The organism is Streptomyces sp. NPDC035033, assembly GCF_040636735.1.
Taxonomy (GTDB): domain Bacteria; phylum Actinomycetota; class Actinomycetes; order Streptomycetales; family Streptomycetaceae; genus Streptomyces.
In genome coordinates, this window is the sequence record NZ_JBEZUZ010000001.1 from 93,392 (window position 1) to 109,746 (window position 16,355).

At 70.1% G+C, this 16,355-nt stretch carries 14 protein-coding genes; 7 read left to right on the forward strand and 7 right to left on the reverse strand.

Annotated features, from left to right (window positions below):
* Nucleotides 1-23 precede the first annotated feature (23 nt).
* Nucleotides 24-1,493 carry a replicative DNA helicase gene (gene dnaB, locus AB0E83_RS00450; protein ID WP_362104262.1) on the reverse strand — a complete coding sequence of 490 codons (1,470 nt, stop codon included), beginning with the start codon at nt 1,491-1,493 and terminating at the stop codon, nt 24-26.
* Between the two features lie 442 nt (nt 1,494-1,935).
* On the opposite strand from dnaB, the gene AB0E83_RS00455 reads away from it, so the two are divergent.
* Nucleotides 1,936-3,273 carry an MATE family efflux transporter gene (locus tag AB0E83_RS00455; protein WP_362103909.1) on the forward strand — a complete coding sequence of 446 codons (1,338 nt, stop codon included), beginning with the start codon at nt 1,936-1,938 and terminating at the stop codon, nt 3,271-3,273.
* 83 nt (nt 3,274-3,356) lie between these two features.
* Here the strand turns inward: AB0E83_RS00455 and rplI are convergent, their stop codons facing one another.
* The 4 genes from rplI to rpsF form a co-directional block, all read right to left on the reverse strand.
* Nucleotides 3,357-3,803 (reverse strand): 50S ribosomal protein L9, encoded by a 447-nt coding sequence (rplI, locus tag AB0E83_RS00460; protein WP_362103911.1) that lies wholly within the window; start codon nt 3,801-3,803, stop codon nt 3,357-3,359.
* Between the two features lie 18 nt (nt 3,804-3,821).
* Nucleotides 3,822-4,058, reverse strand: a complete 237-nt coding sequence (rpsR, locus tag AB0E83_RS00465) for a 30S ribosomal protein S18 (protein WP_005315025.1) — start codon at nt 4,056-4,058, stop codon at nt 3,822-3,824.
* A gap of 80 nt (nt 4,059-4,138) precedes the next feature.
* A complete protein-coding gene (locus AB0E83_RS00470) occupies nt 4,139-4,723 on the reverse strand; it encodes a single-stranded DNA-binding protein (protein ID WP_362103912.1) in 585 nt (194 codons plus the stop codon).
* 72 nt (nt 4,724-4,795) lie between these two features.
* The gene (rpsF, locus tag AB0E83_RS00475) at nt 4,796-5,086 is read right to left on the reverse strand and encodes a 30S ribosomal protein S6 (protein WP_004950685.1); all 291 of its coding nucleotides are present in this window, start codon (nt 5,084-5,086) and stop codon (nt 4,796-4,798) included.
* Between the two features lie 326 nt (nt 5,087-5,412).
* Here rpsF and AB0E83_RS00480 point away from each other — a divergent pair, with 326 nt between their 5' ends.
* The 3 genes from AB0E83_RS00480 (at nt 5,413) to AB0E83_RS00490 (ending at nt 8,105) form a co-directional block, all read left to right on the forward strand.
* Entirely contained in the window at nt 5,413-5,727 is a 315-nt protein-coding gene (locus tag AB0E83_RS00480; protein ID WP_362103914.1) for a hypothetical protein, read from the forward strand.
* Between the two features lie 117 nt (nt 5,728-5,844).
* Nucleotides 5,845-6,963 (forward strand): peptidoglycan bridge formation glycyltransferase FemA/FemB family protein, encoded by a 1,119-nt coding sequence (locus AB0E83_RS00485; RefSeq protein ID WP_362103916.1) that lies wholly within the window; start codon nt 5,845-5,847, stop codon nt 6,961-6,963.
* A 110-nt stretch (nt 6,964-7,073) separates the two neighbouring features.
* On the forward strand, nt 7,074-8,105 hold the full coding sequence (locus AB0E83_RS00490) for an alanine racemase (protein WP_362103918.1): 1,032 nt from the start codon (nt 7,074-7,076) through the stop codon (nt 8,103-8,105).
* A 25-nt stretch (nt 8,106-8,130) separates the two neighbouring features.
* On the opposite strand, the gene AB0E83_RS00495 is transcribed toward AB0E83_RS00490, so the two are convergent.
* Together AB0E83_RS00495 and AB0E83_RS00500 are read right to left on the reverse strand one after the other, a co-directional pair.
* A complete protein-coding gene (locus tag AB0E83_RS00495) occupies nt 8,131-9,684 on the reverse strand; it encodes a glycosyltransferase 87 family protein (protein WP_362103920.1) in 1,554 nt (517 codons plus the stop codon).
* Nucleotides 9,685-9,851: 167 nt separating this feature from the next.
* On the reverse strand, nt 9,852-12,719 hold the full coding sequence (locus AB0E83_RS00500; RefSeq protein ID WP_362103922.1) for a transglycosylase domain-containing protein: 2,868 nt from the start codon (nt 12,717-12,719) through the stop codon (nt 9,852-9,854).
* Nucleotides 12,720-13,125: 406 nt separating this feature from the next.
* Here AB0E83_RS00500 and AB0E83_RS00505 point away from each other — a divergent pair, with 406 nt between their 5' ends.
* The 3 genes from AB0E83_RS00505 to AB0E83_RS00515 all read left to right on the forward strand — a co-directional run bounded on the left by AB0E83_RS00505 (nt 13,126) and on the right by AB0E83_RS00515 (nt 16,295).
* Entirely contained in the window at nt 13,126-13,800 is a 675-nt protein-coding gene (locus tag AB0E83_RS00505; protein ID WP_362103924.1) for a helix-turn-helix transcriptional regulator, read from the forward strand.
* Nucleotides 13,801-13,847: 47 nt separating this feature from the next.
* The gene (locus AB0E83_RS00510; RefSeq protein WP_282695001.1) at nt 13,848-14,930 is read left to right on the forward strand and encodes an inositol-3-phosphate synthase; all 1,083 of its coding nucleotides are present in this window, start codon (nt 13,848-13,850) and stop codon (nt 14,928-14,930) included.
* Between the two features lie 84 nt (nt 14,931-15,014).
* Nucleotides 15,015-16,295 carry an MFS transporter gene (locus AB0E83_RS00515; protein ID WP_362103926.1) on the forward strand — a complete coding sequence of 427 codons (1,281 nt, stop codon included), beginning with the start codon at nt 15,015-15,017 and terminating at the stop codon, nt 16,293-16,295.
* The last annotated feature ends 60 nt before the right edge of the window (nt 16,296-16,355 follow it).

The window sequence follows — 16,355 nt, forward strand, 5'->3', positions numbered from 1 at the left end:
CCCGGCGCCCGGCCCCGGCACGATCAGGTCTGCGCCATGTCCACGAAGCGCGAGTAGTGGCCCTGGAAGGCGACGGTGATGGTGGCCGTCGGGCCGTTACGGTGCTTGCCGACGATGATGTCGGCCTCGCCGGCGCGCGGGGACTCCTTCTCGTAGGCGTCCTCGCGGTGGAGCAGGATGACCATGTCGGCGTCCTGCTCGATCGAGCCGGACTCACGCAGGTCGGAGACCATCGGCTTCTTGTCGGTGCGCTGCTCGGGGCCACGGTTCAGCTGGGAGAGCGCGATCACCGGGAGCTCCAGCTCCTTGGCGAGGAGCTTGAGGTTTCGTGACATGTCGGAGACCTCCTGCTGGCGGCTCTCGGCGCGCTTGGAGCCGCCGGACTGCATCAGCTGGAGGTAGTCGATGATGACGAGCTTGAGGCCGTTGCGCTGCTTGAGGCGGCGGCACTTGGCGCGGATCTCCATCATCGACAGGTTCGGGGAGTCGTCGATGTAGAGCGGGGCCTGCGAGACGTCCGGCATCCGGCGGGCGAGCCGGGTCCAGTCCTCGTCGGTCATCGTGCCGGAGCGCATGTGGTGCAGGGCGACCCGCGCCTCGGCCGAGAGCAGGCGCATCGCGATCTCGTTGCGGCCCATTTCGAGGGAGAAGATGACGCTGGGCAGGTTGTGCTTGATCGACGCGGCCCGGGCGAAGTCCAGGGCGAGGGTCGACTTACCCATGGCGGGACGGGCCGCGATGATGATCATCTGGCCGGGGTGGAGGCCGTTGGTGAGCGAGTCGAGGTCGCTGAAGCCGGTGGGCACGCCGGTCATCTCGCCGCTGCGGGAGCCGATCGCCTCGATCTCGTCGAGCGCGCCCTCCATGATGTCGCCGAGCGGCAGGTAGTCCTCGGTGGTCCGCTGCTCGGTGACCTTGTAGATCTCGGCCTGGGCCGAGTTCACGATCTCGTCGACATCGCCGTCGGCCGCGTATCCCATCTGCGTGATCTTGGTGCCGGCCTCGACGAGCCGGCGCAGCACGGCCCGCTCGTGGACGATCTCCGCGTAGTACGAGGCGTTCGCCGCGGTCGGCACCGACTGGACGAGGGTGTGCAGGTAGGAGGCGCCGCCGACGCGGTTGATCTCGCCGCGCTTGGTGAGCTCGGCGCCGACCGTGATGGGGTCGGCGGGCTCGCCCTTGGCGTACAGGTCGAGGATCGCGCCGAAGACGGTCTCGTGCGCGGGCTTGTAGAAGTCGTGGCCCTTGATGATCTCCACGACGTCGGCGATGGCGTCCTTGGAGAGCAGCATGCCGCCGAGCACGGACTGCTCGGCGTCGAGGTCCTGCGGAGGGACCCGCTCGAAGCCGGAGAGACCGCCGTCCCAGGGCCCGTCGCTGCCGCGCTCGTGCTGTTCCTCGCGCCCGCGTCCGCGGCCCTCGCCCCGTCCCTCGCCCCGGGTGCGGACGGGCAGTCGGTCGCTCGGTCCGCCGTCGGCCCAGGGGTCGTCCATGGGCTCGGGAACGCTCACCAGGCCACCTCTTCCCGTCCGCTCCGCGGACCTTGCCGCGCCACACCTTCTTATGCCACGGCCTCGTTCAAAGAGTGGCTTTGCGACCGCTTCTGGCGCGTCGGGCGCCGGTCCACGGTAGGCCCGGGAGGGGCATCCGCCAATCTGGTTATCCACAGGCCCTGTGGGTGAAGGCCCCATTGCTGTGGATAAGCCGCCAGATCCTGTGCACGGACCGGGGGACAGTCATGTGGACAAACTCATAGACACCGCCCTCCTACCCCTCTGACCTGTACTTTCCCCATCCACCGGCTGTGGGGGAGAAAAAGTTTTCCCCCTGGGCCACGATCAGAACAAACAGCCCACACCCGAAGCCGCGATCCCCCCACAAGTAAGGATCACTCATGCATTGCATCTCTTACCTGTGGACGATTAGATTGGACGCATGACCCAGGCCCCCACGAGTCCCAAGGCCGCGCCGCGCCGCCACGACCGCGAGATCCTCTCGCTCGCCCTGCCGGCCTTCGGCGCCCTCGTCGCCGAACCGCTCTTCCTCATGGCGGACAGCGCCATCGTGGGGCACCTCGGGACGCCCCAGCTCGCGGGCCTCGCCATCGCCGGCACCCTGCTCTCCACCGCCGTCAGCGTCTTCGTCTTCCTCGCCTACGCCACCACCGCCGCCGTCGCCCGGCGGGTCGGCGCCGGCGATCTGGCCGCCGCCCTCCGGCAGGGCGTCGACGGCATCTGGCTGGCCCTGCTGCTCGGCCTCGCGGTCGTCGCCGCCGCCCTGCCCGCCGCCCCCTGGCTGGTCCAGGTCTTCGGAGCCTCCGACACCGCGGCCCCGTACGCCACCACGTACCTCCGGGTCTCCCTCCTGGGCATCCCCGCGATGCTGATCGTGCTGGCCGCCACCGGCGTCCTGCGCGGCCTCCAGGACACCCGCACCCCGCTCTACGTGGCCATCGGCGGCTTCGTGGCCAACGGCGCGCTCAACCTCGGGCTGGTCTACGGCGCCGGGCTCGGCATCGCGGGCTCCGCCTGGGGCACCGTCATCGCCCAGTGCGGCATGGCCGCCGCGTACCTCGTCGTGGTCGTCCGCGGCGCCCGGCGCCACGGGGTCGCACTGCGGCCCGACGTCGCCGGCATCCGGGCCTCCGCCCAGGCCGGCGTCCCGCTCCTGGTCCGTACGCTCTCGCTCCGCGCCGTCCTGATGATCGCCACCGCGGTCGCCGCCCGCATGGGCGACACCGAGGTCGCCGCCCACCAGATCATCCTCTCCCTGTGGAGCCTGATGGCCTTCGCCCTGGACGCCATCGCCATCGCCGGCCAGGCGATCATCGGCCGCTACCTGGGTGCCGACGACGCCGAGGGCGCGCGCCAGGTCTGCCGCCGGATGGTCCAGTGGGGCGTGGTCTCCGGCGTGGTCCTCGGGCTTCTGCTCGTCCTGACCCGCCCGCTCTTCGTCCCGCTCTTCACCGGCGACCCCGCCGTCCGGGATGCCTTGCTGCCGGCCCTGCTCGTCGTGGCCCTCTCCCAGCCGGTCTCCGGGGTCGTCTTCGTCCTCGACGGCGTTCTCATGGGCGCCGGCGACGGCCCCTACCTCGCCTGGGCGATGCTGCTCACCCTGGCGGTCTTCGCACCCGTCGCCCTGCTCGTGCCGGTGCTCGGCGGCGGACTGACCGCGCTCTGGTGGGCGATGACGCTGATGATGACGGTCCGGATGGCCACCCTGTGGTTCCGGATGCGCTCCGGCCGCTGGATCGTCACGGGCGCCACCCGCTGACCGCGGCCTCGTGTTTCACGTGAAACGGCGGATGGGCCGCACCCCCTCGGGGGTGCGGCCCATCCGTACCGCTGAGCGCTGCGTTACGCGGCGACGACCTCGATGCCGAGCTTCGCGGCGACCTCGGGGTGCAGACGCACGAGCACCTGGTGCGAGCCCAGGGTCTTGATCGGCGAGCCGAGCTCGACGCGACGCTTGTCGACCTCGGGGCCACCGGCGGACTTGATCGCCGAGGCGACGTCGGCCGGGGTCACGGAGCCGAAGAGACGGCCGGCGTCGCCGGAGCGAACGGCCAGGCGGACCTTCGTGCCCTCGAGCTTGGCCTTGATCTCGTTGGCCTGCTCGATGGTCGCGATCTCGTGGATCTTGCGGGCGCGGCGGATCTGCGCCACGTCCTTCTCGCCACCCTTGGTCCAGCGGATCGCGAAACCGCGCGGGACCAGGTAGTTGCGAGCGTAGCCGTCCTTGACCTCGACGACGTCGCCGGCCGCACCGAGGCCGGAGACTTCCTGGGTGAGGATGATCTTCATTAGTCGGTCACCCTTCCCTTATCGCGCGGTGGACGTGTAGGGCAGCAGCGCCATCTCACGGCTGTTCTTGACGGCCGTGGCGACGTCACGCTGGTGCTGCGTGCAGTTGCCGGTCACGCGGCGGGCACGGATCTTGCCGCGGTCGGAAATGAACTTCCGCAGCATGTTCGTGTCCTTGTAGTCCACGTACGCGGTCTTGTCCTTGCAGAACGCGCAGACCTTCTTCTTAGGCTTGCGCACAGGCGGCTTCGCCATGGTGTTTCTCCTGTGTGATCAAGAAGTGTGGGGTACGAGCCCGCTTCTCGGGACGCTTCCGGCAGGCCGGAAGGGGATCCCTAGAAGGGGGGCTCGTCCGAGTAGCCGCCGCCGGAGTTGCCACCCCAGCCGCCGCCTCCGCCGCCCTGCTGGCCGCCGGAGGAGGGGCCGCCGGTCGCCCAGGGGTCGTCGGAGGAGGCTCCGCCGCCCTGCTGGCCGCCGCCGGAGTTACCACCCCAGCCGCCGCCACCCTGCTGGCCGCCGCCGCCGAAGCCGCCGCCGCCACCCTGGCCACCGCGGCCGGTGGTCTTGGTGACCTTGGCCGTGGCGTTGCGCAGGCTGGGGCCGACTTCCTCGACGTCCAGCTCGAAGACCGTGCGCTTGACGCCCTGGTTGTCCTCGTAGGACCGCTGCTTCAGCCGGCCCTGCACGACGACGCGCATGCCGCGCTGGAGGGACTCGGCGACGTTCTCCGCCGCCTGACGCCAGACCGAGCAGGTCAGGAAGAGGCTCTCGCCGTCCTTCCACTCGTTGGTCTGGCGGTCGAAGGTGCGGGGAGTGGACGCGACGCGGAACTTCGCGACCGCCGCACCGGACGGGGTGAAGCGCAGCTCGGGGTCGTCGACGAGATTGCCGACGACCGTGATGACGGTCTCGCCTGCCATGGGTGAACCTCTCGGCGGGATTGCTTCTGGCTGCTTGCTGCTACTCGGACCCGATTACCTCTGAGCGGAAGCTCAGTGGGTCTCGGGGCGGAGGACCTTGGTCCGGAGGACCGACTCGTTCAGGTTCATCTGGCGGTCGAGCTCCTTGACGACCGCAGGCTCGGCCTGCAGGTCGATGACCGAGTAGATGCCCTCGGGCTTCTTCTTGATCTCGTAGGCGAGACGACGACGGCCCCAGGTGTCGACCTTCTCGACCTTTCCGTTGCCCTCACGGACGACGGAGAGGAAGTTCTCGATCAGCGGGGAGACAGCGCGCTCCTCGAGATCGGGGTCGAGGATGACCATCACCTCGTAGTGACGCATGTGGAACCCACCTCCTTTGGACTCAGCGGCCACGGTCGTTCCGTGGCAGGAGGGTCGTGATGCGTGAGCGACGATATCGGCGGCCACCGACAACCGGCCCCGACGAGCGGAGCGGATCGGCGGCTCCCGGAAGAACCAGGCTGGAAGAACCAAGCTGGAGGAACCAGGCTGGCAGGACCAGGGCAGACACCGGCGCAGACCGTACAGAGTACCCGCACATCGCCTTGCGGTTGAAATCCGCCGGGGAGGGGACGCAATCTGTACACAACGGACGTCGGCGGCGCTAAGATGCGCCGCCCTCCGCACGGCACGCCAGGAGGTGCTCCATGGCACAGGCAATGCGACCCGACCCCGGCCACTCCCTCTTCGCGACGGACGGCAAGCCGCACCCGCTCCAGGACACGCTGCTCGCGGTGACCCTGGTGCTCGGCGTCCTGTCCTTCGTCACGGCGCAGTTCCACAACCTGCACCTGCTCAGCTCGTGGTCGGGCCTGATCGGCATCCTGACCGGGGCCTACGGACAGTTCATCTCCGTCACCACCCGGGAGCGCTTCTTCCTCATCATCGGGCTCGGCGCCGCGGCGGTGGGGTTCTACCTCGGCATGGCTCACGGAGGGCTCTTCACCGGCGTGATCAACTGACGCGGAGCACGTCAGGGGCCACGTGGCCCTTCGGGGCGCTCCCCGGTCGCAGTAGGCTTCGGCGCGAGAGCCGGAGCCCCTGACCGATGGGGACACACCTGCCGAGGAGCGCCCCGCATGAGCCTGACCCTGAGGACCATCAGCCGAGAGCAGCATCTGGCGTACATCCAGACCCTGCCCGGCGCGAGCCACTGCCAGGTCCCGGCGTGGGCGGACGTGAAGACCGAATGGCGCTCGGAGAACCTGGGCTGGTTCGACAAGAACGGCGAGCTCGTCGGCGTCGGTCTGGTCCTGTACCGCCAGCTCCCCAAGCTCAAGCGCTACCTGGCCTACCTCCCCGAGGGCCCGGTCATCAACTGGTACGCGCCCAACCTCGACGAGTGGCTCCAGCCCATGCTGGCCCACCTCAAGCAGCAGGGCGCCTTCTCCGTGAAGATGGGCCCGCCGGTCGTCATCCGCCGCTGGGACGCGGCCGCGATCAAGTCCGGCATCCAGGACCCGGACGTCAAGCGCCTCAAGGACGTGCAGGCCACCGAGGTCGTGCCGCAGGCCTTCGAGGTCGCCGACCGGCTGCGCCGGATGGGCTGGCAGCAGGGCGAGGACGGCGGCGCCGGCTTCGGCGACGTGCAGCCCCGCTACGTCTTCCAGGTCCCGCTGGCCAACCGCTCCCTGGACGACGTCCTCAAGGGCTTCAACCAGCTGTGGCGCCGCAACATCAAGAAGGCCGAGAAGGCCGGCGTCGAGGTCGTCCAGGGCGGTTACCAGGACCTCGCCGAGTGGCAGCGCCTGTACGAGATCACCGCCGTCCGCGACAAGTTCCGGCCGCGCCCGCTCTCGTACTTCCAGCGCATGTGGACCGTCCTCAACAACGAGGACCCCAACCGGATGCGCCTGTACTTCGCCCGCCACAACGGCGTGAACCTCTCCGCGGCGACCATGCTCGTCGTCGGCGGCCACGTCTGGTACTCGTACGGCGCCTCCGACAACATCGGCCGCGAGGTCCGCCCGTCCAACGCCATGCAGTGGCGGATGCTCCGGGACGCGTACGCGATGGGCGCGACCGTCTACGACCTGCGCGGCATCTCCGACTCGCTCGACGAGACCGACCACCTCTTCGGCCTGATCCAGTTCAAGGTCGGCACCGGCGGCGAGGCCGTGGAGTACGTCGGCGAGTGGGACTTCCCGCTGAACAAGCTCCTGCACAAGGCGCTGGACATCTACATGTCGCGCCGCTGACGCACCGCGCGGGGCTTGCGTAACCTCGTAGTCCCACGAGTAGTTCCGCGAGTCTCGTACACACCTGCTAAACCCCCCACCGCAGCCATCAGAAAGGTTCCGGGCCGGCCATGGCGCTCTCCCTCTACGTCGACACCGCTCGCTGGCGGGCGCACCAGAAGACCGTGATCGACCAGTTCCCCGGCCTGATCCCGGTCTGCAAGGGCAACGGCTACGGCTTCGGCCACGAGCGGCTCGCCGAGGAGGCGGCCCGGTTCGGCGCCGACATGCTCGCGGTGGGGACCACCTACGAGGCCGCGAAGATCAAGGACTGGTTCGGCGGCGACCTGCTGGTCCTCACCCCCTTCCGGCGGGGCGAGGAGCCGGTGCCGCTGCCCGACCGGGTGATCCGCTCGGTCTCCTCGGTGGACGGCGTGCACGCCCTGGTCGGCGCCCGGGTCGTCATCGAGGTCATGAGCTCGATGAAGCGGCACGGTGTCCGCGAGGAGGAGCTCGCGCTGCTCCCGTCGGCGATCGAGGACGTGCGCCTGGAGGGCTTCGCCCTGCACCTGCCGCTCGACCGCCCGGACGGCACGGACGCCGTCGAGGAGGTCATCGCCTGGATGGACCGGCTGCGCGCCGCCCGGCTGCCGCTGCACACCATGTTCGTGAGCCACCTGCGGGCCGAGGAGCAGGCCCGGCTCCAGCAGCAGTTCCCGCAGACCCGCTTCCGCGCCCGGATCGGCACCCGGCTCTGGCTGGGCGACCACGAGGCCACCGAGTACCGCGGCTCGGTCCTGGACGTCACCCGGGTCGCCAAGGGCGACCGGTTCGGCTACCGCCAGCAGAAGGCAGCCTCGGACGGCTGGCTGGTCGTGGTCGCCGGCGGCACCTCCCACGGCGTGGGCCTGGAGGCCCCGAAGGCGATGCACGGCGTGATGCCGCGCGCCAAGGGCGTGGCCCGGGCCGGTCTGGCCACGGTCAACCGGAACCTGTCGCCGTTCGTCTGGGCGGGCAAGCAGCGCTGGTTCGCCGAGCCGCCGCACATGCAGGTGTCGATCCTCTTCGTGCCGGCCGACGCACAGGAGCCGCAGGTCGGCGACGAGCTGGTGGCGCACCTGCGGCACACCACGACGCAGTACGACCGACTCGTGGAGCGCTGAGCCGGCCGTACGTCACGTCTTCGGGTCACCCCCGGGAGCCCTCGGCCCCGGGGGTTCCCCATGTCACGAGCGGCTCCGGCTCGCCGTTCTCGGGCGCGGGGGCCGCGTGCCGGGCCGGCCGGGCCGCCCGGCCGGCCACGAAGACGTCCGGGGCGCCGTCCAGGACGCCCCCGGAGGGGTCGTCGGAGCCGTCCCGCCGGACCGGGTCCTTCTCGGGCGCCAGGACGTCCCGTACGACCACGGCGCACAGGTACAGCGTGCCCAGCAGGTGCAGCACGATCGCGAAGTGGTAGCCGTCCAGCGGCAGGCCCTGCTTGTTGCCGCTGCCGGTGAACGCGAGGTGCATCCACACGCCGAGGTAGTACATGACCTCGCAGGACTGCCAGATCAGGAAGTCGCGCCAGCGCGGCCGGGCGAGCACGGCGAGCGGCACCAGCCAGAGCACGTACTGCGGCGAGTAGACCTTGTTGACGAGGACGAACGCGGCGACCGTCAGGAACGCCAGCTGGGCCAGCCGGGGCCGGCGGGGCGCGGTGAACGCCAGCCAGGCGATCCCGCCCGCGGCCAGCGCCAGGAGCAGCAGCGCGTACAGGTTGGCCCGCTCGGGCGGGATCGTCTGCCCGCCGCGCTGGCTGACGAGCAGCCAGACCGAGCCGAAGTCCACGTTCCGGGCGCGGCTGAACAGGTAGAACTGCTTCCAGCCGTCGGGGGCGAGGAGCATCACCGGCAGGTTCACCACCAGCCAGGAGCCCACCGCGCCGAGCGCCGCCGTGCCGAAGGCGCGCCACGTCCCGGCCCGCCGGCAGAGCAGCAGCAGCGGCCACAGGAGCAGCACCGGGTAGAACTTGGCCGCGACGGCGAGGCCGAGCAGGACACCGGCGGCGAGCGGCCGGGAGCGGGCCCACATCAGGATCGCCGCGGCGGTGAGGGCCACGGCGAGCAGGTCCCAGTTGATGGTGGCGGTCAGCGCCACGGCGGGCGCCAGGGCGACCAGCAGGCCGTCCCAGGGGCGGTGGCGGTGGGTCCGGGCCACGCAGACGGCGAGGACGGCCGCGCAGGCCATCAGCAGGCCGGAGTTGATCAGCCAGTACGCCTGCTCGCGTTCCTGGATCTCCCCTCCGGGCGTCAGCCAGGCCGCGACCTCCATGAAGAGGCCCGTCAGGACGGGGTACTCCAGGAACGGTATGTCGCCGGGGAGCCGGTCGAAGTAGGGCACCAGGCCCTCGGAGAAGCCGCGTCCGGCGAAGAGGTGCGGGATGTCCGAGTAGCAGGCGTGCGTGTACTGGGAGGTGGTGCCGCGGAACCAGGCCCAGTTGTAGCAGGGCAGTTTCTGCACCATGCCGAGGGCGAACATGCCGATGGCGACGAGGGCGACCACCCGCACCGGGGTGAACTGCCCGCCGGCGGGACCGCTGCCGGGCAGGGAGTGGCGCCCGTAGCGACCGCCGATGAGCTCGCTGCCCGCGGCGGCCACCTCGTCCCGCCGGGTGGGGGCGACGGTGGGGAAGGTGCTCCCGCGCGCTCCGTCCGGCGCCGCGGGTCCCTCCGGGAGGCCGCTCGTCTTCTTCAGGCTCGGCATGGGGGACATCCTGCCGTACGGACCTGGGAATCCGGCCGTGGCCAGGACGGAAAACCGCTGCCGGGCCCGTTGTTTCACGTGAAACACGAAGGGCCGCCGCGGCCCGCTCCGTACGTGTCGTACGGAGCGGCCGCGACGGCCCTCGCCTCGCCGGGGTGCCGGCGGCGTCAGCCGAAGATGCTGCCGCTGGAGTCTTCGGTCGGCTCTCCGCCGCCTCCGCCGCCGTTCGAGCCGCCGCCGTTGCCGTCGCCGCCGTTCCCGTTGCCGCCGGTCTCCGTCGCCGGGGGCGTCGTCGTCGGTGACGTGCTGTCCGTCGGTGTCGGGCCGGTGGGACCGCCGTCGTTGCCGCCCGAGTCGCCACCGCCCGAGCCGGGGTCGCAGTTCCAGTCGAAGACCCCACAGGTGGTCTTGCCGGGCTTGGGCTTGTCGGTGGTCGGACGGCCCGGGTCGGTGGGCGTCGCCGGGGGGGTCGTCGTCGGAGCGGTGGTGGCCGTCTCGGTCGGCGTCGCCGTCTCGGTCGGGGTCGGGGTGGCCGTCGGCTTGGGCGTGGCGCCGCCGCCGTAGACCGCGCGGGCGTCCGGCAGCTTCTCCGGCTCGGGGAACTCCTCGACCGGCATGCCGGCGACCGCGTCCGTCATGTAGTCGTTCCAGATCTGGGACGGGAAGGACGAGCCGTGGATCGAGTCCTGGCCACCCGTTCCATACATCTCCTGGAACTTGCGGTTCTTCTTCGTCTCGTCGTCGTCGAAGCGGTACATGTCGATCGCCGTCGAGAGCTGCGGGGTGTAGCCGACGAACCAGGCCGACATGTTGTCGTCGGTGGTACCGGTCTTGCCGGCCACGTGGCGTCCCGGGATGGCGGCGTTGTTGCCGGTGCCGTCCTCGTCCTCGACGACGCTGCGGAGCACGTCGGTGATGTTGGAGGAGATGGCCGTGGAGAAGGCCTGCTGGCCCTGGGCATCGTGCTTGTAGATGACCCGGCCGTTCTTGAGCACCTTGGTCACCGAGAACGGTTCGTTGCGAACGCCCTGGTTGGCGAAGGTGGCGTAGGAGCCGGCCATGCGGATCGCGCTCGGGCTGGAGATGCCGAGCGAGAACGACGGGACCTCGCCCTTCACCAGGGAGTCGGGGCGCAGGCCGGCGGTGACGGCCGCCTCACGCACCTTGTCGATGCCGACGTCCATGCCCAGCTGCACGAAGGGGGAGTTGGCGGAGACGATCATCGCCCGGCGCAGGCTGATGTTGCCGTAGCTCTGGTCGCCCTCGTTGTTCTGCTCCCACTCCTCCCCCTTCTCGTTGTGCCAGATCTCGCCCTTGTAGGTGCGGACCTTGAGGTCGTCCTTGCCGTTGTAGCGGCTCTTGTCGGGGTCGACGAGGGTGCGCGTGGAGGGGCCCTGGTCCGGGGGGCCCTCCGGGTCGCGGACGCCGTCCTTCATCGCGGCGGCGAGCACGAAGGGCTTGAACGTCGAACCGACCTGGGCGCCGGTGGTGTCGGCGTTGTTGGTGTAGTGCTTGGTCGCGTCCTGGCCGCCGTAGATCGCGACGAGGGCGCCGGTCTTGACGTCGACGGAGGCGCCGCCGAACTCGACGTTGGTGTCGTCCTCGGGACGCTTCTTCTCGTCGATGTACTCGTCGTAGATCTTCTTGACCGAGTCCTCCATGGCCTTCACCTTCTTCTTGTCGAAGGTGGTGTGGATCTCGTAACCGCCCAGATCCAGGGCCTCGGCGCTGATGTCGTACTTGCTGCGGAAGTTGGCCTTCGCGGTGGCGACCAGGTAACCGATCTGGCCGCTCAGCTGGGCGTCCTGCTTCGGCTTCTGGATCTTCGGCAGGGCCGTGTACTTCGCCCGCTCCTCCGCCGGGATCTTCCCGTCCTTGACCATCTCGTCGAGGATCCAGGACCAGCGCTTGGTGAGCCGGTCCAGGTTCTTCTGGGGGGTGGCCTCGGGGTCGACCTCGGGGTAGCCGGCCGGGTCGAAGTACGTGGCGCCCTTGAGCACGGAGGCGAGCACCGCCGACTCGGAGGCGTTGAGGTGCTTGGCGTCCTTGTTGAAGTACGCGCGGGCGGCGGCCTGGATGCCGTAGGCACCGCGCCCGTAGTACGCGGTGTTGAGGTAGCCGGCCATGATGTCGCGCTTGTCGAGCTCGTTGCCGACCTTGATGGAGATGAAGAGTTCCTTCACCTTCCGGGAGAGCGTCTGCGACTGGTCGTTGAGCAGGCCGTTCTTCACGTACTGCTGGGTGATGGTCGAGCCGCCCTGGGTCTCGCCGCCCTTCGCCATGTTCCACACGGCGCGGCCGATGCCCATCGGGTCGACGCCCCAGTCGTCCCAGAAGGTCTTGTTCTCGGCCGAGACCACGGCCTCCTGCATGACCTTCGGGATCTGCTCGAGGCCGATGATCTGGCGGTTCTGGCCTGCGCCGGTGGCGACCATGCGGCTGCCGTCGGCCCAGTAGTAGATGTTGTTCTGCGAGGTCGCCGTCGCGTCCACCTGGGGGATGCCCACCTTCATGTACGCGAAGACGGAACCACCCATGAGCAGGGCGAAGAAGAAGAGGAACGTGCCCGTGACGAGCTTCCAGGACGGCATCCAGCGACGCCAGCCGTCCTTGTCGTGGCGCGGGTAGTCGATCAGCCGCTTCTTGCCCGGCGGACGTCCGCCCGGACCGCCGCCGCGTCCGCCGCCACCGCCGCCACCGCGGCGGCCACCGCCGCCGGGGCCGCTCGGCCCGCCGGGACCGCCCGCGGGCGCGCGCCGGCGACCGCCGCGCTGGGCGGCGCGGCGGGCCTCCGCGCGTCCGCCGTACGGGCGCGCCTCCTCCCCGTGGGAGGACGAGGACCCGTACGGATCGGACGAACCGTACGAACCGGAGGACCCGTAGGGGGTCGGCGATCCGTACGGAGGCGTCCCCGTACCGGGGTCATGGGCCGGGGCCGACCTGCGGCCCGTCGGCTGCTGGGCGGCGCGTCGTGCCGCCGCGCGGCCGCCCGTCGGCGGCTCCTGCGACGGCATCCTGCGACGATGCTCGCTCATCGAACGACTACTCCTCGGGCAGGCGTGTACGCCTGGAAGCGGCAGTTGAGTTCCGGTCCCCCCGAAATGCGTACGACCGGAGCCCATCGGAGGCCCCTTTCGTACCGCAGCCGGTCACCCGCTGCACTGACGCCCCAGCGCGGCTCCTGGTTCCCGGTGGTGTGCATGCCGCACAGACTACGCACGGCCAAAACCCCTCTTGCGCCGGAGTTCACCCCAAATCAGGCAAGTCGCACGCTGTGAATTGACGATGTGACGCCGGTCACGGCACCCCCACTTGTCCGACCTCTCGGGCCGTTCTATCGTCGTGATGTATCGAGTCGATACATCAGCGCGGCATAAGCATCGGCGCGAGGTTTCGGCACAAGGTTTCCGAGCACAGGACCCGGGACGGAGGAGGCGACGGATGAGCAGACGCTCCGGCATCCTCGAGTTCGCCGTGCTCGGTCTGCTGCGCGAAGCCCCCATGCACGGCTACGAGCTGCGCAAGCGCCTCAACACCTCGCTCGGCATCTTCCGGGCGTTCAGCTACGGGACGCTCTACCCCTGCCTCAAGACGCTGGTCGCCAACGGCTGGTTGATCGAGGAACCGGGCAGCGCGCCCGAGGAGGCGCTCGCCTCGTCACTCGCGGGGCGACGGGCCAAGATCGTCTACCGGTTGACCCCGGAGGGCAAGGAGCACTTCGAGGAGCTCCTCTCCCACACCGGCCCCGACGCCTGGGAGGACGAGCACTTCGCCGCCCGCTTCGCGTTCTTCGGCCAGACCGAGCGCGAGGTGCGGATGCGGGTCCTCGAAGGCCGCCGCAGCCGGCTGGAGGAGCGCCTGGAGAAGATGCGCGCCTCGCTGGCCCGGACGCGCGAGCGACTCGACGACTACACGCTTGAGCTCCAGCGCCACGGAATGGAGTCCGTGGAGCGCGAAGTGCGCTGGCTGAACGAGCTCATCGAGAGCGAACGGGCGGGACGCGACCAGCGGCCCGGCACCGACGCTCCGCACGACAACGATTCTGGAGAGACGGGCGGCCTGCCCCGGCACGGGGGCAGTACCCGGCCGGATCCGTCCGACGACACCGCCAAGTGAAACCCTGCGCCAGCAGGGCTTCCACGATCACACAGGGAGCAACCGGAATGGGTTCGGTTCGCGTAGCCATCGTCGGCGTGGGCAACTGCGCCGCGTCGCTGGTGCAGGGCGTCGAGTACTACAAGGACGCCGACCCGGCGTCCAAGGTGCCCGGCCTGATGCACGTCCAGTTCGGCGACTACCACGTCCGTGACGTGGAGTTCGTGGCCGCCTTCGACGTCGACGCGAAGAAGGTCGGCCTCGACCTCGCGGACGCCATCGGCGCCAGCGAGAACAACACCATCAAGATCTGCGACGTGCCCGCCTCCGGCGTCACCGTCCAGCGCGGCCACACCCTCGACGGCCTCGGCAAGTACTACCGCGAGACCATCGAGGAGTCCGCCGAGGCCCCGGTGGACGTCGTCCAGGTCCTCAAGGACAAGCAGGTCGACGTTCTCGTCTGCTACCTGCCCGTCGGCTCCGAGGACGCGGCGAAGTTCTACGCCCAGTGCGCCATCGACGCCAAGGTCGCCTTCGTCAACGCCCTCCCGGTCTTCATCGCCGGCACCAAGGAGTGGGCGGACAAGTTCACCGAGGCCGGTGTCCCGATCGTCGGCGACGACATCAAGTCCCAGGTCGGCGCGACCATCACGCACCGCGTGATGGCCAAGCTCTTCGAGGACCGCGGTGTCATCCTCGACCGCACGATGCAGCTGAACGTCGGCGGCAACATGGACTTCAAGAACATGCTCGAGCGCGAGCGCCTGGAGTCCAAGAAGATCTCCAAGACGCAGGCCGTCACCTCCCAGATCCCCGACCGGGACCTCGGCGAGAAGAACGTCCACATCGGCCCGTCCGACTACGTCGCGTGGCTCGACGACCGCAAGTGGGCCTACGTCCGCCTCGAGGGCCGCGCCTTCGGTGACGTCCCGCTGAACCTGGAGTACAAGCTCGAGGTCTGGGACTCCCCGAACTCCGCGGGCGTCATCATCGACGCCCTGCGCGCCGCGAAGATCGCCAAGGACCGGGGCATCGGCGGCCCGATCCTCTCCGCGTCCTCCTACTTCATGAAGTCCCCGCCGGTGCAGTACTTCGACGACGAGGCCCGCGCCAACGTCGAGAAGTTCATCAAGGGCGAGGTCGAGCGCTGACCCCACCGGGTCCGATTCGTTCCACCTGACGAGGGTCCCCGCGGCACTGCCCGGGGACCCTCGCCGTATGTGAGTCTTGCTGCCATGTCCGTCGTACGTGATCTGCGCGTACTGCTGCGCCTGCGCGACTTCCGGCGCCTGCTCGCCGTCCGGCTGCTCTCCCAGTGCGCCGACGGGGTCTATCAGGTCGCCCTGGCCACGTACGTCGTCTTCTCCCCCGAGAAGCAGACCTCCCCCGCGGCCATCGCCTCCGCCATGGCCGTGCTCCTGCTCCCGTACTCCGTCGTCGGCCCCTTCGCCGGGGTCCTCCTGGACCGCTGGCAGCGCCGCCAGGTCTTCCTCTACGGGAACCTGCTCCGCGCCCTGCTCGCCGGCGGCACCGCCGTGCTCGTCCTCGCCTCCGTCCCGGACTGGCTCTTCTACGCCTCCGCCCTCTCCGTCACGGCCGTCAACCGCTTCGTCCTCGCGGGACTCTCCGCCGCCCTGCCCCGGGTCGTCGACGAGGAACGGCTCGTCATGGCCAACTCGCTCTCGCCCACCGCCGGCACCCTCGCCGCCACCACCGGCGGCGGGCTCGCCTTCGGCGTCCGGCTGCTGGCCGACGGCTCCGACGCGGCCGTGGTCGCCTTCGGCGCCGTCCTCTATCTGTGCGCCGCTCTCGCCTCGCTCCGGATCGCCCGTACGCTGCTCGGCCCCGACCCGGACCGGACGCCGCCCCGGCTCTCCACCGCGCTCGCCTCCACCGCCCGGGGGCTCGCCGCCGGACTGCGCCACCTCGCCGAGCACCGGCCGGCCGCGCGGGCGCTCACCGCGGTCGGGCTGATGCGCTTCTGCTACGGCGCCCTGCTCGTGACCGTGCTCATGCTCTGCCGCTACGCCTGGAGCACCACCGAGTCCGAGGGACTGGGGCTGCTGGGGATCGCCGTCGCCGCCTCGGGAGCCGGCTTCTTCGCCGCCGCCCTCCTCTCCCCCTGGGCGGTGGGCCGGTTCGGCCCCTTCGGCTGGATGGTCCTGTGCTCGGCGGCGGCGGCCGTCCTCGTCCCGGCCCTCGCCCTGCCCTTCGCGCCGGCACCCTTCCTCATGGCCGCCTTCGTCCTCGGACTCATCACCCAGGGCGCGAAGATCGCCACCGACACCGTGGTGCAGACGAACGTGGCCGACGCCTACCTCGGCCGGGTCTTCTCCCTCTACGACGTGCTGTTCAACGTCGCCTTCGTCGCGGCGGCCGGGGTCGCCGCGCTGATGCTGCCGCCCGACGGCCGCTCCCCGCTGCTGATCGTGCTGGTGGCGGCCGGGTACGCGGCCATCGCCCTGCTGCTGCGCGGAGACCGGGGCAGGGAGGGAGAAGGGAACGAGGAGGGGTGATGTTTCACGTGAAACACGGACCGCCGAGCGCCGACGGCCGCGATGTTTCACGTGAAACAC